23 protein-coding genes and 2 pseudogenes are annotated in these 26,428 nt (G+C 35.8%); 23 read left to right on the top strand and 2 right to left on the bottom strand.

Features of this window, described 5'->3' with window-relative positions:
• The first annotated feature begins 4 nt into the window (after window positions 1–4).
• The 16 genes and pseudogenes from rsxE to HMPREF1140_RS03555 all read left to right on the top strand — a co-directional run bounded on the left by rsxE (window position 5) and on the right by HMPREF1140_RS03555 (window position 18,570).
• On the top strand, window positions 5–820 hold the full coding sequence (gene rsxE / locus HMPREF1140_RS03625) for an electron transport complex subunit RsxE (protein WP_009662572.1): 816 nt from the start codon (window positions 5–7) through the stop codon (window positions 818–820).
• Window positions 820–1,395 (top strand): electron transport complex subunit RsxA, encoded by a 576-nt coding sequence (gene rsxA, locus HMPREF1140_RS03620; RefSeq protein WP_007591387.1) that lies wholly within the window; start codon window positions 820–822, stop codon window positions 1,393–1,395. The genes rsxE and rsxA overlap by 1 nt, the downstream gene beginning before the upstream one ends.
• An 11-nt stretch (window positions 1,396–1,406) precedes the next feature.
• Window positions 1,407–2,222, top strand: coding sequence for an RnfABCDGE type electron transport complex subunit B (locus tag HMPREF1140_RS03615; protein ID WP_009662533.1), 816 nt, complete (start codon window positions 1,407–1,409; stop codon window positions 2,220–2,222).
• Window positions 2,223–2,738: 516 nt separating this feature from the next.
• On the top strand, window positions 2,739–3,497 hold the full coding sequence (locus HMPREF1140_RS03610; RefSeq protein ID WP_242822859.1) for a DUF554 domain-containing protein: 759 nt from the start codon (window positions 2,739–2,741) through the stop codon (window positions 3,495–3,497).
• 323 nt (window positions 3,498–3,820) lie between these two features.
• Window positions 3,821–6,934, top strand: coding sequence for an isoleucine--tRNA ligase (gene ileS, locus HMPREF1140_RS03605; protein WP_009662499.1), 3,114 nt, complete (start codon window positions 3,821–3,823; stop codon window positions 6,932–6,934).
• An 11-nt stretch (window positions 6,935–6,945) separates the two neighbouring features.
• Window positions 6,946–9,402 (top strand): glycogen/starch/alpha-glucan phosphorylase, encoded by a 2,457-nt coding sequence (locus tag HMPREF1140_RS03600; RefSeq protein WP_009662402.1) that lies wholly within the window; start codon window positions 6,946–6,948, stop codon window positions 9,400–9,402.
• Entirely contained in the window at window positions 9,392–10,186 is a 795-nt protein-coding gene (locus HMPREF1140_RS03595; RefSeq protein WP_009662431.1) for an HAD family hydrolase, read from the top strand. Before HMPREF1140_RS03600 ends, HMPREF1140_RS03595 begins: the two co-directional genes overlap by 11 nt.
• A gap of 52 nt (window positions 10,187–10,238) precedes the next feature.
• Window positions 10,239–12,017 carry an aminopeptidase P family protein gene (locus HMPREF1140_RS03590; protein ID WP_009662688.1) on the top strand — a complete coding sequence of 593 codons (1,779 nt, stop codon included), beginning with the start codon at window positions 10,239–10,241 and terminating at the stop codon, window positions 12,015–12,017.
• Window positions 11,987–13,165 (top strand): 23S rRNA (uracil(1939)-C(5))-methyltransferase RlmD, encoded by a 1,179-nt coding sequence (rlmD, locus tag HMPREF1140_RS03585; RefSeq protein WP_009662575.1) that lies wholly within the window; start codon window positions 11,987–11,989, stop codon window positions 13,163–13,165. The genes HMPREF1140_RS03590 and rlmD overlap by 31 nt, the downstream gene beginning before the upstream one ends.
• 16 nt (window positions 13,166–13,181) lie before the next feature.
• A complete protein-coding gene (locus HMPREF1140_RS03580) occupies window positions 13,182–13,625 on the top strand; it encodes an SMI1/KNR4 family protein (protein WP_035619813.1) in 444 nt (147 codons plus the stop codon).
• Window positions 13,626–13,899: 274 nt separating this feature from the next.
• Complete coding sequence (locus tag HMPREF1140_RS03575; RefSeq protein ID WP_009662698.1) at window positions 13,900–15,441, top strand: AlbA family DNA-binding domain-containing protein; 1,542 nt, start codon at window positions 13,900–13,902, stop codon at window positions 15,439–15,441.
• 463 nt (window positions 15,442–15,904) lie between these two features.
• A pseudogene (locus HMPREF1140_RS13485) lies at window positions 15,905–15,988 on the top strand (DNA-binding protein); the annotation flags it as partial.
• A gap of 129 nt (window positions 15,989–16,117) precedes the next feature.
• Window positions 16,118–16,324 (top strand): helix-turn-helix domain-containing protein, encoded by a 207-nt coding sequence (locus HMPREF1140_RS03570; protein WP_009662651.1) that lies wholly within the window; start codon window positions 16,118–16,120, stop codon window positions 16,322–16,324.
• A 17-nt stretch (window positions 16,325–16,341) separates the two neighbouring features.
• Window positions 16,342–17,616: a hypothetical protein gene (locus tag HMPREF1140_RS03565; RefSeq protein ID WP_009662567.1), complete on the top strand. Its 1,275-nt coding sequence runs from the start codon at window positions 16,342–16,344 to the stop codon at window positions 17,614–17,616.
• A 22-nt stretch (window positions 17,617–17,638) separates the two neighbouring features.
• Window positions 17,639–17,818 (top strand): helix-turn-helix transcriptional regulator, encoded by a 180-nt coding sequence (locus HMPREF1140_RS14010; RefSeq protein WP_083846504.1) that lies wholly within the window; start codon window positions 17,639–17,641, stop codon window positions 17,816–17,818.
• A gap of 134 nt (window positions 17,819–17,952) precedes the next feature.
• Complete coding sequence (locus HMPREF1140_RS03555; RefSeq protein WP_009662430.1) at window positions 17,953–18,570, top strand: hypothetical protein; 618 nt, start codon at window positions 17,953–17,955, stop codon at window positions 18,568–18,570.
• Between the two features lie 405 nt (window positions 18,571–18,975).
• Here HMPREF1140_RS03555 and HMPREF1140_RS03550 read toward each other — a convergent pair.
• Window positions 18,976–20,085: pseudogene (locus HMPREF1140_RS03550) on the bottom strand (transposase); the annotation flags it as partial.
• 166 nt (window positions 20,086–20,251) lie between these two features.
• Here HMPREF1140_RS03550 and HMPREF1140_RS03545 point away from each other — a divergent pair.
• Window positions 20,252–20,494: a hypothetical protein gene (locus HMPREF1140_RS03545; RefSeq protein ID WP_035619811.1), complete on the top strand. Its 243-nt coding sequence runs from the start codon at window positions 20,252–20,254 to the stop codon at window positions 20,492–20,494.
• 21 nt (window positions 20,495–20,515) lie between these two features.
• Here HMPREF1140_RS03545 and HMPREF1140_RS03540 read toward each other — a convergent pair whose 3' ends face one another.
• Window positions 20,516–20,701, bottom strand: a complete 186-nt coding sequence (locus tag HMPREF1140_RS03540; protein WP_083846502.1) for a hypothetical protein — start codon at window positions 20,699–20,701, stop codon at window positions 20,516–20,518.
• Between the two features lie 95 nt (window positions 20,702–20,796).
• On the opposite strand from HMPREF1140_RS03540, the gene HMPREF1140_RS03535 reads away from it, so the two are divergent.
• The 6 genes from HMPREF1140_RS03535 (at window position 20,797) to HMPREF1140_RS03510 (ending at window position 26,415) form a co-directional block, all read left to right on the top strand.
• Window positions 20,797–21,333, top strand: a complete 537-nt coding sequence (locus HMPREF1140_RS03535) for a histidine phosphatase family protein (protein WP_009662404.1) — start codon at window positions 20,797–20,799, stop codon at window positions 21,331–21,333.
• A gap of 38 nt (window positions 21,334–21,371) precedes the next feature.
• Complete coding sequence (locus HMPREF1140_RS13390; RefSeq protein ID WP_009662671.1) at window positions 21,372–21,512, top strand: hypothetical protein; 141 nt, start codon at window positions 21,372–21,374, stop codon at window positions 21,510–21,512.
• A 38-nt stretch (window positions 21,513–21,550) separates the two neighbouring features.
• Window positions 21,551–22,663, top strand: a complete 1,113-nt coding sequence (locus HMPREF1140_RS03525; RefSeq protein WP_009662678.1) for an anaerobic sulfatase maturase — start codon at window positions 21,551–21,553, stop codon at window positions 22,661–22,663.
• 207 nt (window positions 22,664–22,870) lie between these two features.
• Complete coding sequence (locus HMPREF1140_RS03520) at window positions 22,871–23,944, top strand: LacI family DNA-binding transcriptional regulator (RefSeq protein ID WP_009662543.1); 1,074 nt, start codon at window positions 22,871–22,873, stop codon at window positions 23,942–23,944.
• Window positions 23,945–24,041: 97 nt separating this feature from the next.
• Complete coding sequence (locus HMPREF1140_RS03515; protein WP_009662624.1) at window positions 24,042–25,370, top strand: ABC transporter substrate-binding protein; 1,329 nt, start codon at window positions 24,042–24,044, stop codon at window positions 25,368–25,370.
• A gap of 136 nt (window positions 25,371–25,506) precedes the next feature.
• The gene (locus HMPREF1140_RS03510; RefSeq protein WP_009662680.1) at window positions 25,507–26,415 is read left to right on the top strand and encodes a carbohydrate ABC transporter permease; all 909 of its coding nucleotides are present in this window, start codon (window positions 25,507–25,509) and stop codon (window positions 26,413–26,415) included.
• Window positions 26,416–26,428 lie beyond the last annotated feature (13 nt).

Below are 26,428 nucleotides of genomic sequence, written 5' to 3'. Positions count from 1 at the left end.
AAATATGAACAAGAGTTTAGAGCGTTTATATAACGGTATATTCAAAGAAAATCCTACCTTTGTTCTGATGTTAGGTATGTGTCCTACACTTGCGGTTACAACATCTGTAGTAAATGCTATTGGTATGGGACTTTCTACAACAGCCGTTTTGATGTTTTCAAATTTAATTATTTCTGCAATGAGAAATATAATTCCCGACAGAGTAAGAATCCCTGCGTTTATAGTTATCGTTGCATCTTTGGTTACGGTGGTACAGCTTTTGATGCAGGGTTACACACCTGAACTTTATAAATCACTCGGTATTTATATACCGCTTATAGTTGTTAACTGTATTATTCTTGGTAGAGCGGAGAGCTATGCTTCAAAGAATCCTGCAATTCCGTCTTTCTTTGACGGAATTGGAATGGGAATCGGATTTACGCTTTCACTTTCCTGCATAGCTTTTGTAAGAGAGCTTATCGGTGCCGGAACTATATTTAAGGGACTTATTGCTTTACCTAACAACAATCAGATAATACCTACCGATTTTACTATTTCAATACTTGTACTTGCTCCGGGTGCGTTCTTTGTACTTGCACTTTTATCTGCTTTACAAAATTACTTTAAGGCACCCAGTGCAACAAATACAGGTATGTCATCCGATATAGCTTGTGGCGGAAACTGTTCGGCATGCTTTGGTGAAAGTAAGGCACACAATCACAATGCTATTGATAAGGATATAGAAGAAAAGGAACTTGAGGCAAAGAGAAAGAAAGAAGAGGCTCTTGCTAAGGCAAAGACTGAGAAGGAAAATGCAGCTAATGCAGGGGAGGGTAAATAATGACTCAACTGATTTTACTTTTAATTAGTGCGGCACTGGTAAACAATGTGGTGCTTAGCAGATTTTTGGGACTTTGTCCTTTCCTCGGTGTATCAAAAAAGACTGAGACTTCTGTAGGTATGGGAGCAGCGGTTATATTCGTTATCACTCTCTCAAGTATGGCGGCCAGCCTTATTTATACACATATTTTGATTCCGCTTAAACTTGAGTATTTACAGACAATTGTATTTATTCTTGTTATAGCGGCTTTGGTACAGTTTGTTGAGATGGTATTAAAGAAAAATATGCCTTCACTTTATGAGGCTCTAGGTGTATACCTTCCTCTTATTACAACCAACTGTGCGGTTTTGGGTGTTGCTCTTGACAATGTTGCAAAGGAATACAATTTTGCACAAAGCCTTGTATACGGCGTAGGTACTGCAAGCGGTTTTGCTTTGGCGATAGTATTGCTTTCAGGTGTCAGAGAGAAAATTGAAAATAATGATATACCTCATGTAGTATCAGGTATGCCTATTGTACTTATTACAGCAGGTCTTATGGCAATTGCCTTTACCGGATTCTCGGGACTTATTTAGGAGGAAAGAATATGAATGGAGTAATTATTGCGGCGGCAGTAGTTGGTATAGTCGGTATTCTTATTGGTCTCCTACTTGGTGTTGCCAGTGAGAAGTTTAAAGTTGAAGTGGATGAAAAAGAAATAGCCGTAAGAGATGCATTGCCCGGAAACAACTGCGGTGGTTGCGGATATCCCGGTTGTGACGGTCTTGCAAAGGCTATTGCGGCAGGTGAAGCACCTGTAAATAAATGTCCTGTTGGAGGAGCGCCGGTTGCAGATATTATCGCAGAGATAATGGGTGTGAGTGCAGGTGAGTCTGTAAAGCAGGTTGCATTTGTAAAGTGTAAGGGAACATGCGATAAGGCAAAACAAAACTTTACATATTTCGGTATTACAGATTGTAATTCAGCTATGAACGTACCGGGACAGGGCGGTAAAGCCTGCAGCTACGGATGTATGGGATTCGGATCATGTGTAAAGGTGTGCGAATTTGATTCTATACATATAGTGGACGGTATTGCGTTGGTGGACAGAGAGAAATGTGTAGCATGTGGAAAATGTGTTGAAGCCTGTCCTAAGAAGCTTATAGACTTGGTACCGTATGAGACATTTACTTTTGTACAGTGTAATTCACAGGATAAGGGTAAAGCTGTAAAAGAGGTATGTGAGGTTGGTTGTATTGCATGTACAATGTGTGTAAAGGCATGTGAGGATGACGCAATACATATGAACGGAAATGTAGCACTCATAGACTATTCCAAATGTACAAATTGTGGAAAGTGTGCGGCAAAGTGCCCAACTAAGGTTATTCAAGTTGTTGACGGCAAAATTGCAATGACTGCATAATATTGATTTAAAAAGGGGAGTTTAGATATCTAAGCTCCTCTTTTTTAGTGCAGCATTAGAATTGTGAAAATACTTTCAATATTTTACTGCATTTAGTATATTAAAATAGCTTTATTTGATGCTTCAAACATAAAAAAACCACCTTGGGAATAGGTGGTTTTAACATTTTTAGGGGGGCCGGACAGTTAAACTGTCCGGTATGAGTATGAAAAAGCTTTGTAGTTCCAGTAATTCTGAAACCTGCACTAGCCATCGCTAATGCTCTTATAATATAAAAAATAATTGTGTCTATAATATGGAAAAAATATAAAAAAAATATAAAGAAAGGAAATAATAAATAAAAAACAAAGCTAATATATTTATAAAAAATTTAGGTTACAAAAACACGGATTTTAGACAAAAATTTCTGTTTATTATTCAGAAAAAATGGAATGGATGATATAACTAATATGCATAGCTATGCTGTCACAATGTTTTATAAATGAATTAGACATATATTTATATATGGATTATGATATGAAAGTATTAATTGAGAGGAGAATAAATATGCCGATAGGAATAATAACCGATTGCTTATGTGTATTTATTGGCGGAATTATCGGAACTGTTTTTGGAAAGCATATGAGCTTGGATTTTAAGGAAAAGCTCAATATGATCTTTGGAGCTTGTGCTTTTGCCATCAGTATTTCAAGTATCATACTGATGAAAAATATGCCTGCAGTTATACTGGCTGTAGTAATAGGAAGTATAATAGGTATATTGATGCATTTTGGTGATCTGGTAACGAAGCTTGGAATGGGTATGAAAAGTATTATTTTCAAGTTTATGAAGGAAAAGGAAAGTGATATATCCGATGAGGAATTTGACAGCACTTTACTTACTATTATATTATTGTTTTGTGCAGGAGGAACCGGTATTTACGGTGCAATGGTCTCAGGTATGAGCGGTGACCATACAATACTTATTGCTAAAGCAATACTGGATATCTTTACAGCAATGATTTTTGCATGTCTACTTGGTCCTGTGGTATCATTTATTGCAATACCTCAGTTTATTCTATATATTATTTTATTTATATGTGGCGGTCTGATTGTTCCATATACTACACCGGTAATGATAGATGACTTTAAGGCCGTAGGCGGAATAATACTTTTGGCTATAGGATTTCGAATGTTAAGACTTAAAGATTTCCCTACAGGAGATATGATACCTGCTTTGATCATAGCAATGCCGGTAAGTTATATCTGGACTAATTTTATTGTGCCATTACTCTGATTTAGCTTATTTAAAGCCTTTGTGCCATTGACATAATATATACAAGTGATTATAATATTAACCGGTTATAAAATAAAAACGAAGACGGAGAGAGTAATCCTTGGCAGAAGTTTCAGCGAGTCGGTGACGGTGTGAGACCGATACGGAGCGATGGATGAAAATCACTCCTGAGTTGCAATCTGAATTAAGAGTAGGATGTGCCGGTTTCCCCGTTATAGGAACACATATGATAGTATGTTGTAAAGGTGGTATATAAGTTTTGGCTTGTCCTGTTACAGGGCAGGCTTTTTTTATATAATCATCTTACAAAGAAAGGATTTTTTATGTATAAGAAAGTGCCTACAGACCTTAAATTTGTAGAGAGAGAAAGAGAAGTTGAAAAGTTTTGGCGTGAAAACCATATTTTTGAGAAGAGTATTGAAGACAGAAAAGATGCTCCTACATATATGTTCTATGACGGACCGCCAACAGCAAACGGAAAGCCGCATATAGGACATGCCTTAACCAGAGTTATCAAGGATATGATTCCAAGATACAGAACTATGAAGGGCTATAAGGTTCCAAGAAAAGCAGGTTGGGATACCCACGGACTTCCTGTAGAGATAGAAGTTGAAAAAGAGCTTGGAATTAACGGAAAAGAGCAGATAGAAAACTACGGTGTTGCACCTTTTATAGAGAAATGTAAAGAGTCGGTTTGGAAATATAAGGGCATGTGGGAGGAATTCTCAGATGTTATAGGTTTTTGGGCTGATATGAATGATCCATATGTTACATATCATGACTCATATATAGAGTCTGAGTGGTGGGCTCTAAAGCAGATTTGGGATAAGGGACTCCTTTATAAGGGATTTAAAGTAGTGCCGTACTGTCCAAGGTGTGGAACACCGCTTTCCAGCCATGAGGTAGCACAAGGCTATAAGGATGTAAAAGAAAGATCGGCAATAGTAAGATTTAAGAAAAAGGATGAGGATGTATACTTCCTTGCATGGACAACAACACCTTGGACATTACCAAGTAATGTGGCTCTCTGTGTAAATCCGGAAGAAGACTACGTTAAGGTAAAACATGGCGATTACACCTATGTTCTTGCAAGTGCATTGGTTGAAACTGTTTTAAAAGAGGACTATACTGTACTTGAAACTTACAAGGGTAAGGAACTTGAAGGTATTGAGTATGAGCCTCTTTGGAGTGGACTTAATGTAAAGGGTAAAGCATGGTTTGTAGTATGTGACAGCTATGTTACTCTTACAGACGGTACAGGTATAGTACATATAGCACCTGCATTCGGTGAGGACGACTCAAGAATAGGTAGAAACTATGATCTTCCTTTTGTTCAGCTTGTAGATGCACAGGGTAATCTTACAAAGGAAACAAAGTGGGAAGGCGTATTCGTAAAGGATGCCGATAAACTGGTATTAAAAGATCTTGAAGAGAACGGAAAACTCTTTGATGCACCTGTATTTGAGCACAGCTATCCACACTGCTGGAGATGTAATACACCGCTTATCTACTATGCAAGAGAGTCTTGGTATATCAAGATGACTGCGGTTAAAGAAGACATAATAAGAAATAATAATACAATTAACTGGATCCCTGAGAGTATCGGAAAGGGAAGATTTGGTGACTGGCTTGAGAATATTCAGGACTGGGCAGTATCAAGAAACAGATATTGGGGTACACCTCTTAACGTATGGATTTGTGAATGTGGACATATGCACAGTATCGGAAGTATTGAAGAGTTAAAGTCTATGTCAAAGAATTGTCCTGACAATATAGAGCTTCACAGACCTTATATTGACGCTGTGACAATCACCTGTCCGGAGTGCGGTAAGGAGATGAAAAGAACTCCTGAAGTACTTGATGCTTGGTTTGATTCAGGATCTATGCCTTTTGCACAGCATCATTATCCTTTTGAAAATCATGAGAAGTTTGAGGCGCAGTTCCCTGCCGACTTTATTTCAGAGGCTGTAGACCAGACAAGAGGTTGGTTCTATTCACTTCTTGCCATATCTACACTTATATTTAATAAGGCTCCGTACAAGAATGTTATTGTTATGGGACATGTACAGGATGAAGACGGTCAAAAGATGAGTAAGTCAAAGGGAAATGCCGTAGATCCTATGGATGCACTTAACAAGTTCGGTGCAGATGCTATCAGATGGTATTTCTATGTGAATTCGGCACCATGGCTTCCAAACAGATTCCATGACAAGGCCGTTGAGGAAGGACAGAGAAAATTCCTCGGTACACTTTGGAATACATATGCATTCTATGTGCTTTATGCAGATATCGACAGCTTTGACCCTACAAAGTACAGCTTGGAGTATGACAAGCTTAGTGTAATGGATAAGTGGCTTTTATCAAAGCTTAATACATTGGTAAAGACAGTTGATGACTATTTAAATAACTATAAGATAACAGAGACTGCAAGAGCACTACAAAGCTTCACAGATGATATGAGTAACTGGTATGTTAGAAGATGTAGAGAGAGATTCTGGGCAAAGGGAATGGAGCAGGATAAGGTAAATGCTTATATGACACTTTACACAGCTCTTATAACTCTTTCAAAGATAGCTGCACCTATGATACCTTTTATGACAGAAGAAATCTATCAAAATCTTGTAAGAAGCGTAGATAAGAATGCTCCTGAAAGTATCCACTTGACAGACTTCCCGACTGTCAATGAAGAGTTTATCGACAATGACCTTGAGATAAGCATGGACGAAGTACTTGACATAGTAGTACTTGGTAGAGCTGCAAGAAATTCAGCTAATATAAAGAACCGTCAGCCTATCGGAAATATGTATGTTAAGGCTGAGACTGTACTTGATCCGTTCTATGTAGAGATTATAGAGGATGAGTTAAATGTCAAGGCTGTAGAGTTTAAGGATGATGTTGAAGAATTTGTTAGCTACTCATTTAAGCCACAGTTAAAGACAGTAGGTCCTAAGTACGGTAAACTCTTAGGTAAGATAAAAGAGGCACTTGCTTCACTTGACGGACATGCGGCTATGAAGTCTTTGAATGAAACCGGAAGTGTAGACTTTGATTTTGACGGTGAAAAGGTAAGCCTTGGAAGAGAAGATTTGCTTATCGAAACTGCAAAGAATGATGACTTTGTAACTGAGGCAGACAATAAGACTACAGTTGTACTTGATATAAGACTTGATGAAGCACTTATTGAAGAAGGTTTTGTAAGAGAGCTTATTTCAAAAATTCAGACAATGAGAAAGGAAGCGGGATTTGAGGTAGTTGATCATATCGTGCTTTCACAGACAGGAAATGAGAGAATTGCTGAAATAATAAAGAAAAATGAAGCAGTAATCAAGAACGACACATTGGCAGATGAGATAGTATATAACAATGTAGAGGGATACACTAAGGATTGGAACTTGAACGGAGAAAATACATCCCTTGGAGTAAGTAAGAAAGGTTAGATATACTTACGATGATGAACGCTAAGGAATTAAAAAAAGCTATAGAGGATAATGTAAAGGTATTATACAGAAAAACTATAGATGAGGCGAGTAAAGAGCAGGTTTTCTATGCTCTTTCCTACGCCATAAAAGATACCATTATAGATGAGTGGATAGCTACACATAAGGCTTATGACGCTCAGGATGCAAAAATTCTATACTATCTGTCAATGGAGTTTTTGATAGGTAGGGCCCTCGGCAACAATATAATAAATCTCGGTGCAAGAAAAGAAGTTGCACAAGTTTTAAATGAGCTGGGATTTGACCTGACAGATATAGAGGATCAGGAAAGTGACCCTGCTCTTGGAAACGGCGGTCTTGGAAGACTTGCCGCATGCTTCCTTGATTCTCTTGCAACTCTTAATTATCCTGCATACGGTTGCGGCATTAGATACCGCTACGGTATGTTTAAGCAAAAAATAGAGAACGGATATCAAAAGGAAGTGCCGGATAACTGGATCAAAAACGGATATCCTTTTGAAATAAAGAGAAGTGAATATTCTTATATTGTAAAATTCGGTGGAAATGTTAGAGTAGAGAATGTAGACGGTAAGGAGAAGTTCATACAGGAAAACTACGGTTCTGTAAGAGCAATTCCTTATGATATGCCTGTACTCGGATATGAGAACGGAATGGTAAATTCACTTCGTATCTGGGATGCCGAGGCTATTACAAACTTCAGCCTTGAGCAGTTTGATAAGGGAGATTATCAAAAAGCGCTTGAGCAGGAGAATCTTGCAAAGACATTGGTAGAGGTACTTTATCCAAATGATAATCACTATGCAGGTAAGGAACTTAGATTAAAGCAGCAGTATTTCTTTATTTCAGCCAGCCTTCAAAGAGCGCTTGACAAGTTTAAAGAAAATCACAGCGATATACATGATTTACCGAAGAAGGTGGTATTCCAGTTAAACGATACTCATCCTACAGTAGCAATACCTGAGCTTATGAGACTCCTCTTAGATGAGGAAGGATTAAGCTGGGATGATGCCTGGAAGATAACTACAGAGTGTATGGCATATACAAACCATACAATAATGGCGGAAGCACTTGAAAAGTGGCCTATCGACTTGTTTAAATCACTGCTTCCAAGAGTTTATCAAATAGTAGATGAGATAAACAGAAGATTTGTAGAGCAGATAAGAGCAAGATATCCGCACAACTTTGCAGAAAAAGAAAAGAACATGGCAATACTTTATAACGGACAGGTAAGAATGGCATATATGGCTATTGTAGCAGGATTTTCCGTAAACGGTGTTGCAAGACTTCATACAGAAATCTTAAAAAATCAGGAGCTGAAAGACTTCTACGAGATGATGCCTGATAAGTTTAACAATAAGACTAACGGTATTACTCAAAGAAGATTCCTTGCTCATGCAAACCCTCTCTTAACAGATTGGATTACAAAGAAGCTTGGAACAGACAAGTTTATTACTGATTTACCGCTTTTGGCAGGTCTTAAGGATTATTTGGATGATGAAACAGCTTTGGCCGAGTTTATGGAGATAAAGTATCAAAATAAATTAAGGCTTGTAAAGTATATCAAGGAACATAACGGTATAGATGTAGACCCCGATTCTATCTTTGATGTACAGGTAAAGAGATTACATGAGTATAAGCGTCAGCTTTTAAATATTTTACACGTAATGTATCTTTATAATAAGCTTAAAAATGATGATAATTTCGATATGTATCCGAGAACATTTATATTCGGTGCCAAGGCGGCGGCAGGATACAGACGAGCAAAGCAGACAATTAAGCTTATAAACTCTGTTGCTGATGTTATCAATAACGATAAGAGTATAAATAATAAGATAAAGGTTGTATTCATAGAGGATTACAAGGTATCAAATGCCGAAATAATCTTTGCTGCGGCTGATGTCAGTGAACAGATTTCTACTGCAAGTAAAGAGGCTTCAGGTACCGGAAATATGAAGTTTATGCTTAACGGTGCACCTACTATAGGAACTATGGACGGTGCCAATGTTGAGATAGTTGAAGAAGTAGGTCATGAGAATGCATTTATCTTCGGACTTTCTTCAGATGAAGTTATTGCATATGAGAAGAATCATGAATATGATCCGATGGTTATTTTTAACAGTGACAGTGAGATTAGAACAGTACTTATGCAGCTTGTAAACGGATTCTATTCTCCAAACAACACTGAGGAGTTTAGAGAGATTTATGATTCACTCTTAAAGAATAGCGGTCATGACAGAGCCGATACATATTTCATATTGAAGGATTTCAGAAGTTATGCCAAGGCTCATGAAGAGGTTGACAGAGCTTACAGAGATAAGAAGAGATGGGCAAAGATGGCACTTACTCAGACTGCAAATGTAGGTAAGTTCTCATCCGACAGAACTATAGAAGAATATGTAAGAGATATTTGGCATTTGAGTAAATTAAGGTTGGATAATGCAAAATAAAAAGATTTTCAGTTTTGATATTGATATGACATTGCTTAATCATAAAGACTATAAGATAACCCCATCAGCTCTTTTAGCTATAGAAAGCTTAAGAGAGCAAGGGCATATCATAGTCCTTGCTACAGGTAGAAACCCGGAAAATAGTGACAGCAGGCAATTCGTTGATATAGTAAAGCCTGATGCTGTGATCGGTCTTAACGGTACCTTGGTAAAGGTGGGAGAAGAAAAAATCTTTGAACATTTCTTTGATAAGGATGTTTTAAGAGGCCTGGCAAAATATGTAGAAGGCAGGGAATGCTCTATAGGGCTTACCCTTGAAGATAAGGATTATTTTTTCAATCCGCATATAATTGATGCATATGATATTAAAAGATGGGGACAACATTTCAGAAAGTTTTATCCGGCTGAAGAATTATTTGACCTGCCTATAAGAACATTGACTTATATAGGACCGGTTGAAGGTGCAAAGGATATAGAAAAGAAATTTCCTACTTTGAAACTGCCTCTCTTTGCCGGAATGTTCGGAGCCGATGTTGTAGAAAAGGTTGCAAGCAAGGCGGAAGGACTAAAACGCCTATGTAATTACTTTGATATCGATTTAAAAGATACGGTTTCATTCGGAGATTCTATGAATGATAAAGAGATATTAGAGGAATCCGGTCTGGGTATAGCCATGGGCAATTCAATAGAGGAGTTAAAAGGATATGCAGACTACGTTACCGACAATATAGCGGATGACGGAGTCTTTAATGCATTGGCAAAATTTGGCTTTATAAATACTTAATATATATAAGTAAAAGCTCTGTAATATACAGAGCTTTTACAAAAGGAGCATTATGAAACAGACAATTGTTGATTTAAGAAAAGTAATGCAAAGAGAGGGGATAGACGCATGGATATCCCCTTCTTCTGATGCACATCAAAGTGAATATCCTACAGAATATGACAAATGCAGGAGATTTTTAAGCGGTTTTACAGGAAGTGCGGGTACACTCCTTGTAATGAAGGAAGAAGCTTATCTTTGGACAGACGGAAGATACTTTTTACAGGCGGAAAGTGAGCTCAAAGACAGCGGAATAACTCTTATGAAAATGGGAGAGCCGGGAGTAGCTAATCTTGATGAACTTTTGGAAGAAAAGATGAAAAAAGATGAAGTACTCGGATTTAACGGTTCACTTCTAAGCTTCTCGGAAGGAAAGGTCATTGCAAACAAGGTTGTAAAAAACGGAGTTAAGCTTGCAATCGGCAAAGAAATCACCGATGAGGTTTGGACTGACAGACCGGAGAGGCCACATACAAAAGTGTTTATACTTGAAGAAAAGTATGCCGGAAAATCAGCGGCAAAAAAGATTAGTGAAGTAAGAGAAAGGATGAAGGGTAGAGATCTTTTGATAGTATCTTCATTATCCGATATTGCATGGCTAACTAATCTTAGAGCCTTTGATATAAAATGCAATCCGCTTTTCCTGTCTTATTTTATACTTGAGAGTGACAAGGCTACATTATTTATTCAGGAAGAGGCGCTAAGTGATGAGGTAAGAACATATCTGGTAGGTAACGGAATAGATATAAAGCCATATGACAGTTTTGATGAAACTGTGGCAGATATCGAAAATAAGCAGATAATGTTTGATGAGGCGGATGTCAGCTATAAGACATTTATTTCAATAAGCAAAAAAGAAAATGCAAATAAACTTTACAGTGTATTAAGCCCTGTGACATATCTGAAAAACATCAAAAATGATGTTGAAGTTTCAAATATGAAGAAATCTCATATCAGAGACGGTGTATATATGGCTAAGTATATGTATTGGATAAAGCAGCAGATGAAAAACGGTGCTAATCTCACAGAAAAGACCGCATCAGATTATCTTGACAATTTAAGAAGAGAGGATAATCTCTTCCTTGATTTAAGCTTTCCAACCATATCAGGATATGCAGAGAACGGTGCGATAGTTCATTATGAAGCGGAGTATGAGACTGCAAAAAAACTTGAAGCAAAGGGACTTTATCTGTTTGACTCGGGTGCTACATATAAGGACGGTACCACAGATGTAACCAGAACAATTTCTCTTGGAGAAAATACCTATGAAGAGAAGCTTCATTATACTTTGGTAACCATCGGTATGCTTAGACTTTTAAATACTACATTTAAGAGAGGTGCTATAGGTTTATGCCTTGATATAAAGGCAAGAGAAGCACTTTGGGAGCATGGACTTGATTATAATCACGGCACCGGACATGGTGTTGGCTTTGTAAATACTGTACATGAGGCACCAACATCTATAAGAAACAAGATAAACAAAGATTTATTTAGAAATCTTGAGTTTGAGCCGGGTATGATAATGAGTGATGAGCCGGGAGTATATATAAGCGGTAAGCATGGTATCAGAATGGAAATTTTGATGAATGTGGTGGAAAAGCAGGAAGGTTTCCTCGGATTTGAGAGTCTTACCATGGCACCTATTGACAGCGAGCCGCTCTTAGTGGAAGTGATGACAAAGAAGGATATTGAATTTTATAACAAATATCAGAGAGAAGTCTACGAGGCTATATCCTATGGACTTAATGAAGAAGAGAAAGCATGGCTGAAGGAATTAACAAAAGAAATATAAAAGCTTCTAAGGAGCTAAAATGCGCAGTCGCCAAAAAATGTGGCGGCTGCGATTATATAAACAGTTCATATAATAAGCATGTCAAGGAGAAACTTGACACAGCAAATTCATTGATAAAAAAATATGGCAAATTTGACGGGATTGTCTCCATGAGCAATCCCTATCATTATAGGAACAAAGTAAGTGCGGTTTTCGGCTTTGAAAACAAGAAAATCATTGCAGGAACTTATGAAAAAAACTCGCATAGAGTGGTGGATACAAAAAACTGTCTGATTGAAGATGAGAAGGCGGGAAGTATCATACAGACCATCAAAAAGATGTGTGTTTCATTTAAAATAAAGGCATATGACGAGGACAGCGGCTTCGGCTTCTTGCGCCATGTACTGATACGTGTAGGAAAGAAAAGCGGTCAGATCATGGTGGTTTTGGTGACCTCAAATGTAATATTCCCAAATAAGAATGCCTTTATAAAGGTACTTAGAGGAGAACATCCCGAGATAACCACAATAGTTCAAAATATAAACAATAAAAACACCAGTATGGTACTTGGTGACAGGGAAATAGTGATGTATGGCAAGGGCTATATCACAGATGAACTCTGTGGACTTACATTCAAAATCTCACCGAAGTCATTCTATCAGGTAAACAGAGAGCAAACCGAAAAGCTGTACTCTCAAGCGATAGAGTATGCCGGTTTGCAGGGCAATGAGATACTTCTTGATGCTTATTCGGGAATAGGAACTATCGGGCTTATAGCTTCAAAATCTGCAAAGGAAGTTATATCTGTTGAGCTTAACAAAGATGCCCACAAAGATGCAATCACCAATGCCAAGATAAATAATATAAAGAATGTGAAGTTTTATAATGCAGATGCAACACACTTTATAAACGATTTGGCAGCAGCAGGGGAGAAGATAGATGTGGTGATCTTAGATCCCCCAAGAACAGGCTCTACAGAGGAGTTTATAGCTGCGATAGGTAGGTTAAAGCCAAAGAAGGTTGTATATGTTTCATGTAACCCTGAGACACTGGCGAGGGATTTGGAAAGCTTTAAAAGGCAGAGGTATGGATTTGAGAAGGGGATGGTGTTTGATTGCTTTTGTCATACGAGGCATGCGGAAGGGGTGTGCTTGCTGACAAGAAATTGAGTAGAGGTATGTAAAAATGTGTAATTTTGTTTTAGAAAAACACTTTGACAGGATCAAGGCGGCTTACGAAGCATGTGTGTTCACCAATGGTATCCGACCGGAGCCTGAAGATAATATAAAGAAGTTTGAATCAAATTATGTTTTCATACCGTCAGAGTATCGTTGGCTACTTCTTAATCTGGGAGGCTGCTATTTGGCGGAACCGTGGATTTTTGACTTGAAGGAGCTTGAAGAAAACTATACATTCTTTGAAGAAGCATACGAGGAGTATATGAGCGAATGTGAACATGGGCAAGCATTTCCTATCGGAGGTTTAGGTGATGGAAGCATAGTATTCATAGACTTGGAAAGCGGTAAGGTACGTGGATATAATAATGACTATGCTGACTTTGAGGAAATTGCAGAGAGCTTTTCTGAGCTTATATTAGATTTGGTAGAACAGGTGGAAAGTTATTCTTGATATAAGAGCTGCTATAATTGATATAAATTTAACCTAAATTGTTCGTAGTAACACTATGAAAGTGTTCATTATTACTGTGTTTTTACCCAATATTACAATTTGCTTATTAAGTGAATGATAAAGAGCGTCCATTTGTGGTAAAATCAAGGTGACAAAACTCAATAAAATCATACAAGGGAGCCATATATGATAAAGTAAGAGACAATTAATTTCATAGTAAAAACACTCTAAAAGTGCTATAATATATTGGAATGTTTTTTGAAAAGGAGGTATTATGCAGCTTTTAGATATAAAGAGAATAGCTCATAACATTCTTGAAAACCAAAACATAGAAAGCAGTTTTATCGAATATAAAAAGTCGGCAAATTTTAAAGATAAAATTCTAAAAACTGCTTGTGCCTTTGCCAATAACTATATGAACAATGAGATAGGCTTGTTGTTTGTTGGAATTGAAGAAGTTTATAATAAAGAAACGGGAGAAAAGGCAATTCCTAAAAGACCGATAGAAGGTATAAAAGAATCTAAAATTGAAGGTATTGAAAATGAATTAAAATCTCTGCTTTCCAATATCCACCCTAAAATAAACTATCACATTATTACGGACAAAATTGATGATGAATATTATATTGTCATTGCAGTAGAGAGTGGTAGTAACGGACCGTTTCAAACGAGTGAAAGGGCGGAAAAGGATAAAGAAATTAGGCTAAAGGCAGGAAGATATATCAGAGTCGGCAGAGATTCAAGACTACCAAACCCAACCGAAGAATTTGAACTTTTGAAGAAATTTGCAAACTTTTCTTTTAGCTCCAATTTGAACGGTACAGCTACCATAGATGATTTAAGCTATGAATATATGAAAGAATATCTGCTTCAGACGGGAGCGAAGAAAGATATTAGAGAAATGTCTAAGCTGGATATGGCAAAGAGTATGGGACTTGTCAGTGAAAGTGAGTATGGTGGTTATAGAGCTAAAAATTTTGCTGTGCTGATGTTTGCGGAAACACCAAATAAATTTATTCCAAACGCCCATGTTGAAATCATAAGAGAAATTGACGGAACGGATAAAATGGAATCAAAAAGATTTGATGGGCCGGTTTGGATACAGGCAAAACAAGTCAGCAAGTATTTTGAAGATAATATTATGGCTTCATACACCATAAGGGAAGCTGATAAAATTGAGCATAAGATTATCTACAACTATCCGCTCACAGCATTTGAGGAACTTGCTACTAATGCTATTTTGCATAAAGAATATGATACGCCTGAATATGTAGGAATATATATTTACAAGGATAGAATTTCTTTTGTAAACCATAACAGACCACTTCCTCCTGTAACTATCGAAGCTCTTAATAGGGATAGAAGTTTTGATAGACGGCAGTATCTTAATAAAGAACTTAAAGATATGTTCTTTTCATTAAATTTGATAGAGTCTTACGGATCGGGCATAAGGCGAGCAAAAGATGCACTATTAGAAAATGGTTCTCCTGAACTTAAGTTTTATCCGGACAATGAAGAAGATAACTATACTAACGCAGTTATGGGTATAAATTCAGAGTTTTTAAAGGTGTTTAATGGTAGTACTACCCAAGAAACTACCCAAGAAACTACCCAAGAAATAAAAATTGAGAAATCCGTATCGAATAGAATTATTGAATTGATGATGATGGAGCCAAATATTACAGCAAAACAAATTGCGGAACATTTAAATGTTTCTTTTGACGGAGCTCGTTATCACATAAAAAAATTAAGAGCAGACGGTAAGATTAAAAGAGAAGGCTCTACCAAATCAGGTAAATGGGTTGTAATGAAATAGAATAAACAAGGTTATAGAATCAAAAGGTGATTAGAGTAAAATCTAACCGCCTTTTTTGTTTGGAGAAAAGAAGAAGGTAAAAATGCAAATAAATGATTTTCATAACATTTTGTAGCTTGTAAAACAAGATAGTTTGCGTAGTGAAGCAGAATATCTAAAGCTCTTAAAGTTTGTCGAAAACAATCAGAGATATGACTTTAGAAGTCAATTAATGTTTATTGTAAAATAAAAATGTAGAAAGTTGCAGACCTAAAATGTAGGTGATTACAACCACATTTTGCAGGTTATTGCAGTTTGTAATTGTATTATGGGAAAGGTAGTTACCGAGAAATATGGAACCACTTAGTCGAATATGAAAAAGATCCATTGCAGACATACAGACAATTATATATCCTTGAAGTGTTATGCTAAAAAATACTACAATAGGTAATTGCGAAACTCGCTGATTTCGTGCGTAATCCTTAGTGCATTGGATAAACTCTATGATGCTTATATGTACAATGACAGCCTTAATTTACTGCATGAGGAATTTGATTATATGATTGACTACACCGGCTATTTTTCTGCATATTTCCTTTCTGCATGTTTGAGTTCGATTAAGAAGAATATATTTATGAAAAAAGTATATTTTATGGTATAATACAATAAATAAAGTTTTCTTAAACAGAGGATAAGAATGAGGATTTTTAGTTATAAAAGATTGTTCAAAAAACTCATTGATTTAGATATGACAAATAATGAATTGATGGAAAAGGCAAAAGTGAGTAAAAGTACATTTTACAAAATGAAGAACGGGCAAAATGTAACTACGGATGTTTTGCTTAGAATTTGCAATGCTTTGGATTGTGATATTGAAGAAATAGTGGAATGTATAAAAATTTAATATGAGGAGATTATATTTTGAATAAAATTACAGGTATTACAAGACGAGATATTTTTGATTTATTCAAAAAAGGAATAACAGAAGATAATTGGTTAACAACAGAGACTATATATTATCCTTATTATGGTCGTTTTGAAATTGTAGATTTTTTAAAAAGACTGTATAACCTAGCAGATTGGGAAAGCCAAGATTCTAGAGTTGATAATGCAGAAAAAGAAATTACAATGCATATACATAATGGCGATTATCCAGATAACTGGATATTTGAAGACGAAAGATTTCAACTGTTTGATGGTGAAGATTATATTTTACTTAATTTTATTTGCGAAGTATTTCATCCGGAAGTAAGAGATGAAAATGGGATTTGGGAAAGATATTTAGAAAGAATAAATGCTTTACTCAAAGAAGATGGATATGAGATAGCTGCCACAAGCAAATTATCAGGAAGAGATGTGTTTAGCTGGAGAACATATATTAAGAAACCAAGTATGTATATTCCTTTTTCAGAAAGGAACAAGGCATTAATAACTGGCAAAAAAAACAGTATTAAGCTTCCTAATGCAGCGAGATATCAACTTTTTAAGGTAATGAATGAATATAGCGAAATATTCATGTTTACATCTGAAACCAATTTTAATTATTACAAATCAATAAATGACTTAGTTTTAGAGGATATTACTAAGTTTTATATTCCAAAACATTATGTGGGAAGTGAACTTGTAGAAATAAATGAATTTAGTGATTTTAAAGAAGGTACTTCACCATTCACTGTGTTTGATGTTATTGAAAGTTTTAATAGGCACACTACAAAATCTTCACAATTTGGAAATGAGATAAATGCCATTTTTAAATTAAATAATATCAATGTAGAGCTCAGAAATGGAGAAGTACATTCTACAAGCAATAAAGCAATCGGACTCGATGATTCAACAAATATTAATGAAGCTGGTATTGAAGAGTTAATAAGGATAGCCGAAGATTTATACAATAAAGGCGAGTACTCCTATGCTGTTGAAAAAATCTGGGATGCGTTTGAGAGAATTAAGACTTATTATTCTACTTTGGATAAGAAAAAATCAGCAGAAAAAATCATTAATGATATAAGTTACGGGAATGAACATATCAAAAAAATGTTTGATAATGAATTTAAATTATTGACGGATACAGGGAACTCGTATCGAATAAGGCATCATGAAATTAATAAAATAGATATCATCAAGGAATTGCATTATAAATATTTCTATAAGAGATGTTTGGCATTAATTTCTGTAATAGTAGAAAGTTTACAGTAAGGGGAATAAATTTTTTTTTGATATAGGTAAGAAAATAGGAATATCACGAGTCAGTAAAATAGAAACTGAAAAAACAATTCCTACATTAAAAATTGCAAACGATATAGCAAATGCTTTAGGAGTTTGTATGTATCAAGTTTTTGATTTGGATGGAAAAGAAAGTTATAGGTGTTCCGCTTGCAATAGTGGAAGACCATTATAAAGAAAGTAAGGAGGTGGAATTTATGAACTATAACAATCCTCAGAGGTATAAAAACTGAGAAAATTTTCAGAGTTATTAGGACATGAAATGTTTTTAAATTTGAATTATAAAAAGTATATTAGAGGAGGAGTAATATGAAGAAGTTGACTAAATTTTTTACAAGTGTTTTGATGGTTCTAGTTATGCTATTTAGTTTTAGCTTTTCAGCTTTTGCGATGGAGAATAAATCTGATAATAATGACCAATTAATGGTGGCGAGTGACGATAATTACAATCTTGTCCCGGAAAATTATGAGATGGTGACTTCCGGGTACTTGGAATTAAATTCAGATGGAAGCGTTAGGATTACTGATAAGTATGTAGATTATGTACAAAAAAAGATGGAAGAGAGAGGCGTTTATGCTAGCGTTTTAGCTGATGGTGACACTATAACAATTGTTGAAAATACTCCGGCAATGTTTATGAGAAGTTCAAATAGTGGTGTAACCAAAGTAAAGTGGCTTTCATTTAACCTTTTTGAGATATATTTAGATAATAATTTAAGTAATAAAGTAGTGGCAGGAACAGGTATTGGAGTTGCATTGTCTACTTGGATACCTGAACCGCTTGTTTCTAAAATTGTAGCAACAGCTTTAGGTGTATCTGCAGAGTTGATTGCTTTAAAAAATGAGGGGAGAGGTGTAATTATAAGGGGAATATACACATTAGTACCACAACCATTAGCGACTTTTTATTGGATAAAACCACAGTAAGGTTAGGGATATTATGTTGAGAATAATAGTAAGTGTATCATGGCTTATAACGGTAGTATTTATGTGGTTACCTAATGTGTACAAAAATCAGCTTATGAAAGATAATGAACGACAAATAATCAAAATACTAGCTATAATTTCTGCTGTTTTGTCAGTATGTAACGTTTTTCTTGGATGAATGAGAAAATATAAATAACAAAGAAAAGGCCATTTATCTATCAATATATTTTGGCCTTTTTGAATATAAATAATATCTGTATGGAAAGAACAGAGTGAAGGAATAATTAGTAAGAAAAAACAACAGTGAAAAGTAGAACGGATCATGATAAGGAAAACCCCTTTTATATTTGCAATATTTTGTCAAAAAATATCGGAAATAAATATCAATTTGGACTTGTCTTGTCAGTTGTATTCCCATTTCATTTTTGGAGAAACAAACTTTATTGTAGACAGCTTGCTCCTTAAATGGGATTTACTTCCTTCACGTTTCATCGGAAGTGAAGAATCAGGAGGGCGACAATGAATACCATTTTCATTGAATGTATATTTAATATTATCCATTGAGAGCTTAACTTTTAAAGAAATAAATACTTTTTGGAAATTTAAATCTTAAAAAAGTGATTTGTAAATCTCAATGGTATCAAAGGCTGCATCACCAAGGAATATATATGGTTTAATACCTGGATGCCTTGTTTTAAAATCCTTTAAGGTAGGAAGTAAAGCTTTGGAATCAGCAAGCGATTTGTCTTTATCCGGAGACTTTGCTTTCTTTTCAACTACAATGTCAGGATGGTAAGCAAGATAATCCTTATCATAGAAATAAATGGAACGAACAATTCCAAGTCCATTGGTAATAATACCGAACTTGTAAGCGTAGCAGAAATGTCTGTTAATGTACTGCTGTTTAACCTCATGGTTTGATGAAGCTGATGTGGGCATAGAAGCGTATGCTACCTTATAAGGGTCATAAGAACTATCAAAATTCATAGATTTTGCATAGGATTTAAGCTGCTTGATAATGCGATTGGCATATTTAGGATTATTTTCGGTTACATAAGCTTCAACACCAGAAGTGTCAAACAAAAGAATAGAAGCAAGGTTGCTATCAATAGCTTGACATATCGGTTCAGTTATATCAACAAGCTTATCAAAAACAGATTGTAAGTACAATAAAAAATCCTGCTTAAAACGAGTTATTTTAGAGGCATCAGGAACTTTGGTAAAGCTGCAGAATTCTCTAAGATGTCTGGAATAATGACGGAAGACCGGTAAAAGAGAATCAGTAGGAATAGAAAACAGGCGTTGAATGATTAAAGCTCAAAGCATAGCAGTCAAAGGATATTTTCGATTTCTACCTGTGGCTGCATAATAATGATTGTAAAAAGAAAACGGAATAATTTCATCAAGGTCAATGTGATTTTCGAGCAGGGTAAGAAAATGAGGTTTGTCAGATTCAAAAATATCTTTACAATCTTCAAAAATATCTGCCAAAGAGAGTTGTTTTTGTGATATTATAGTAATGTCTTCTTTAGGGATGTGATTTATGTTTGTTGCAACTCCATTATATCACAAGTCTAGAGGAGATTTTTATATTCAGTAACAAAAAAGTGTCGTATTTATAAGGCTTTTGGCGTTTCGCAAACGCCTAATAAAATTATAAAATAGACAGGAGGTTCTATTAATGAACGTGAATACTGAGAATTCGGTTTCCATCATGGAAGCAAACCGGAACTTTTCCTGTATAGCTCGTATGGTCGATGAGAAAGGTTCAGTAGTGATTCTTAAAAACAATTCTCCGCGATACCTTTTGATTGAGTATAATCAGGTACTGAGAGAACAGTTTGTATCAGATGAAGATATTCTTGCGCTGTCAAAGCGCCTCATTGAAAAGAACCGCGAGGCGTATGAGGTGCTTGCCAAATGATTACTCTCTCCAAAAAACAGGTTATTCTTTTTTACGCGCATTTATCCTGCTCCTTACTTTTCCAAAGACCTTCGAAGCAGAATAACGGACGTCGGAATTCTCTGCGACCTCATCTGCTTCATCAAGTTTATGCTCGATGTAGTTTATGATTGCAGAGTATTGTTTGATATTATTTTTGAGATCGGACACTGGGCGAATATTAATCATAATGCCACCTCCTTTTATATCGTTGTTTTATCATAATTTTATCATAAAAACAATGTAGAGCGGTCGAAATTGCTATAACTTATTCGGGAGGTATCATGAAAGTAATTATTATGCGACATTCAAAAGTAGAATATATATGGAAAAAATGGTATACCTCAGACGAATTTGATAATGCTTGTAAAGAATACGATAGGGCTTTTGTCGAACACACTGAGCAAAATTTCCCGCATTTTAATCATCAAAATATTTATATAAGTACATTATCAAGAAGTAGAGAGACTGCTATAAGTATATTCGGACAAACCCACCTTAGACAAACAGGATTGATAGATGAGGTACCTTTAAGGTCTGCTTTTGATTCAAAGATTAGATTGCCATTGTGGTTTTGTAATTTTGCAGGACGGCTTCAGTGGTTTTTTAATATTGAAAGACAGATTGAAGGCAGATTTAATACTAAAAAACGTGCAAAAAGTTTTGTAAATATACTTTGTAGGGATGGGGAAGATGCTATAGTCATAACACATGGATTTTTTATGCATACTCTATTGAATGCCTTTAAGGATGAGGGTTTTAGGTATGATAAGTCAAAGGTACATTATAAAGGCGGAAGTTATGTTGTGGTAGAGAAATAATTAATACAATAGTTTTATGAGAAAATGGAGGTGCTACTATGACAGATAAATCTATACTGTTATCTGTTGCTACAATGACTGGAGAGCAACTCGATACTCAACTGAATAAAGGATATGCTTCTATAAAAGCAGAAAGAGTGTATTCTGTAGATGAAGTCGATATCTTACTTGCAAAATAATTTGACCTATAATTTACACCAACAAAAAAGGAGACTACATGCCCCCAATAACTGTTTTGATTAAGCCTGCATCAGGTCTATGCAATATGTACTGTGAGTATTGTTTTTACTGTGATGAGGCAAGTAAGCGTTTGCAACATTCCTATGGATTTATGTCTGAAAAGACTTTGAAAAATACAATCAGAAAAACAATGCTTAGGGCGGAGGGCAGTATACATTATGCTTTCCAGGGAGGTGAGCCGACCTTATGTGGCATTGATTTTTTCAAAAAAGCATTGGCATACCAAAAACAGTACAATAAAAATAATATAGAAGTAACTAATGCCCTTCAGACAAACGGTTTTGCACTTACAGATGAATGGTGTTCTTTTTTTAAAGAAAACAATTTTTTAATAGGATTATCGGTAGACGGTACAAGAGAAATACACGATTCTTGTAGACATACAAAAACAGGAGACGATACTTTTGACAGAATAATAAATTCGGCGAAACTACTTGATAAGCATAAGGTGGATTATAATATTCTCACTGTAGTTACATCTAAGGTTGCAAAGAATATTTCAGATATCTACAGGTTTTATAATAAACAGGGATGGAAATACCAACAATACATAGCCTGTCTTGACCCGATAAATGAAGTGCGTGGGGCTGAGCCTTATTCCTTAACACCAAAAGTTTATGGAAAGTTTTTAATTGAATTATTTGATCTGTGGTATAAAGATTATAAAAATGGAAAAGATCCCTATAACAGGCAGTTTATAAATTATATAAATCTTGCCGGAGGGTATATGGCGGAATCCTGTGAGCAGAATGGAGTATGTGGAATTCAAACAGTAGTGGAAGCTGACGGAAGTGTCTATCCATGTGATTTCTATGCAATGGACGAATATCGCCTTGGGAATTTTAATGAAAACAACTTAAGTGAGATAGACGAAAAAAGATCTGAAATATGCTTTATAGAAAAGTCATTTAAGCTGGATAGCGGATGCATGGAATGCAAATATTACAGAGTATGTAGAGGAGGATGTCAGCGCAATAGAGATTTAAATCCTGATACAGGACTATACAGTAATTATTTTTGTGAAGCATATAAGATATTTTTTGATGCCTGCTATGACAAAATTATTGATATAGTGGAAAGTTTAAGATAAAAATGATTGAAAATGGCTGTCGTTTTATTGATTGAAAAATCGTGAAGCGACAGCTTTTTTGCTCAAATTCATTTTATACAACTTAAATAAAAATATTGACATAAAAGCAATTTAGGTATATACTTACCACATAAGTAAACGGTTACGCAAACGATAATTCGACTTAATATCCGGCTTTGATTTTAAAAGATTGGAGATAGATTATTTATGAAAAAAGCTTTAGGCAAGGTAACCATAAAGGATATATCAAATGAACTTGGTATATCGGCTGTTTCGGTTCACAGAGCACTTAGAGGAAAAGAAGGGATAAGTAGTGAACTTCGCTCTAAGATTTTGGAAACGGCAAAAGAAATGGGGTATGTGGAAAATTATGCCGCCGCCTCCATTAAGAGAAAAACCAGTAAAGTTGCGGTAGTACTGCCAAAGGACAAATGGGAGAAAAAAATTTACTTTGATTACTTATGGCTCGGTATTAATAAAGGTGCGCAGGAGCTTAAAGGGCTAAATATAGAAATAAGTCCTTTTGTATGCGATAACGAAGAAGAGCAACTTGCGCAGTTAAAAGAGATTGCCGATAAGGGGCCCGGTGAATATGGCGGTGTTATAACAATTTCTTTTACAAGAGCATCAGAGGTGCTTATGCAGTTTCAGAGAATGTTGGCAAAGGATATGAGGGTGCTGGTTATAGATGATCACATCGAAATTCCTGAAGGCCTCATAAGCATTCCACCTAGGGAAATACAGGTGGGTAAAGTGGCGGCTGAGCTTGCAGCACTTATTACTCAAGGTAAAGGAAGAATACTTGTTTCTTGTGGGCGCAAAGATTCAAAGATACATGAGGGGCGTTTGGAAAGCTTTTGTAATTATATAAAAGAAAACAAACCGGAGTTGATAATAGAACTTGTGACAGGATATACAAGGAATATGGATCATAGAGGAGAACTCTATAAAAATGCATGTGAGGCACTTGGTAAGTATAGTGATATATGTCTTATATATGCTCTTACCTCTCATGATAACAGGGCGTTTGTTGAAGCTCTTGAAAAACATGGTAATAATAAAAAAGTTGCCATAATAGGAACAGATTTAAATGAAGAAACCTTGGAATTTTTAAAAAAGAAGAGAATGTCGGCGGTTATAGACCAAAATCCTTATGATAAAGGATATATGGCTTTTAAGATCATGGTGGACTGCTTAATAAAAAACATATCTGTACCTGATGTTATACCATGCAGAATTGATATCGCTCTTGAAAATAATGCGGATCTCTATGCGGATTAATTGTTTTAGAACTATATTTGCTGTTTTCCGAAGCGGAATGCAGTTTAATAAAATATGTAAAATTTATATGTGAATATTCATATTCAAGGAGGATTATATGAAGAGAAAGTTTTTACAAAAAGTTGGAGTTGCAGTAATTTCCGGTGCAATGATTATGTCGGTACTGGCAGGTTGTGGTAACAATACAGCCAAGGAAAGTACTACAGCCGCTCAAGCATCAAGCGAGGGTACAAGCGGGGAATCAAAGGATGATACGGCTAAAGGTCCTGATTACAGTGGAGTAAAGCTGGTATACTGGTCAAACTGGGAAGCTACAGAGCCACAGGGAATTGTTATTGCCGAGGCCATAAAAGCTTATGAAAAAGAAACCGGTGTAGAAATTGAAGTAGAGTTTAAGGGACGTAAAGGAATTAAAGAAGGTTTGATTCCGGCACTTGATGCAAAACAGCAGGTTGACTTCTTTGACGGACAGGGAAACAAGAGCAATTACGGTGATCGTATTATAAGTCTTGAGGATTTGGTTAAAGAAAGTGATTATGAGTCTCGTTCCAACCCTACAATGATGAATCTTTTCAGAAGCTATAATGAAGGTGTACTTAAGGAGATTCCATATCAGTTTAAGGCAAATGCTTATCTTTACAATAAAAAGCTTTTCAAAGAAGCAGGTATTGATAAGGTACCTGCAAACTGGGATGAATTCCTTGCTACATGTCAAAAGCTTAAAGATGCCGGAATAACACCGATTACTACTGATGATGCATATGTACCACAGGCTTTTGGTATGCATCTTGGAAGACTTGTAGGAAGTCAAGGCTTAAAGGAAACTATTAACAATAATGAATGGGACAGACCTGAAGTTTTACAAACAGCTAATGATTTGGCAGAGCTTGCATCAAAGGGATATTTCTCAGAGCTTGTGGCTTCAAATGTATTCCCTACAGGACAGAATACAGAATTTGCTACAGGTAAGGTTGCAATGTATGCTGTAGGAACATATGTTGTTAACGAAGTTAAAAATATTACAGGACCTGATTTTGAATGGGGATTTTTCGGATATCCTGAAGTTAATAACGGAATTAACGGCACAGAAGCTATGATGATTGGTGGACAGAGCTTTGCTATTACTTCAGTATGTAAGAATAAAGAAGCTGCATTCGGATTTATTGAGAAGATGACAAGAGGTGAATATGACGAGAAGCTTGCCAAGGAGAGTATAAGTCTTCCTGCAGATTCACAGAATCCTTCATGGCCTGAGCAGTTGGCTGATGTAAAGCCATACTTTGATAACTGCACAGAGATCATGGGTGGTGCGGAAAGCAATCCGGAGATCACACCGGCATTAAAGGAGAATTTAATTAAACTTTACTCAGGTAAGATTACAGGTGCTGAATTTGTTGAAAATATGAAAAAGGCAGCAGGAAAATAAAGTCTAAATGAACAAAAGAGGGCAGGCGGGTAACGAGGTCGTTATTTGACCTGCCTTTTTTAACCGGTGAAATTGCTGCCTTTAAGATACTAATCTAAAAGTCAGGCTCTTGCCTGTTTCAGAAGGGAAAATATTTATGAAACGCAATAAAAGTATGATTTGGGCATTTACTATTCCCGGAACAATATTGTTTCTTGGAGTATTTATTTACCCTATAATAAGAACCGTAATTATGAGCTTTTTTAAGATAGTGGAAATTACGGATCCGATAAACAAATGGGAATTTAGAGGCCTTGGAAATTACGTAGATCTGTTTAATGCCCCGTTGTTTATACAGTCGCTTATTAATATAGCAAAGATATGGACAATCGGAGGCATAGTTACACTTTCAATCTCTTTACTTATAGCTATCATTTTGACAAGCGGAATAAGAGGAAAGGGATTTTTTCAGGCGGCAATATATTTGCCGAATGTAATCAGTGCGGTAGCTATGGCTACAATGTGGATTCAATATGCCTTTAATTCCTCCTATGGATTTTTTACAACTTTCTTTAGAATGATCGGTTTGGAGAGTTTGGCAAAAATACAGTGGCTTGATGCGGAGCACAAATTCTATGCACTTTTATTTTCTTACTGCTTCGGAATGATAGGACATCATATGCTTATATGGATCAGCGGCATTGAAAGAATAAGTAAGGAATACTATGAAGCATCAGGAATAGACGGTGCAAATAAGGTCCAACAGTTTTTTCATATAACACTGCCTCTTTTAAGAGGAATTTTAAGAACAAATATTATTATGTGGTCAATAAGTATTGCAGGATTCTTTATATGGTCACAGCTTTTCTCACCTTTAACTGCAGATACCTCAACAGTAGTTCCTATGGTATATATGTATACCAAAGTATTCGGAGCTGAAACTGCCGATATGATTTCTCGTGATGCGGGTGCAGGTGCGGCAATAGGTATAATTCTTTGCGCTTTGGTAATAATTATATTTAGAGTTGCCAATAGGGTTCTTAAAGATGATGATTTGGAATTTTAAGAAAGGTTAGATT

Origin of the sequence: Lachnoanaerobaculum sp. ICM7 (assembly GCF_000287675.1) — a bacterium.
In the GTDB taxonomy this organism is placed as follows: Bacteria; Bacillota; Clostridia; order Lachnospirales; family Lachnospiraceae; genus Lachnoanaerobaculum.
The sequence above is the reverse complement of the archived record's forward strand: the minus strand, read 5'-3'. Positions and strand labels throughout refer to the sequence as shown.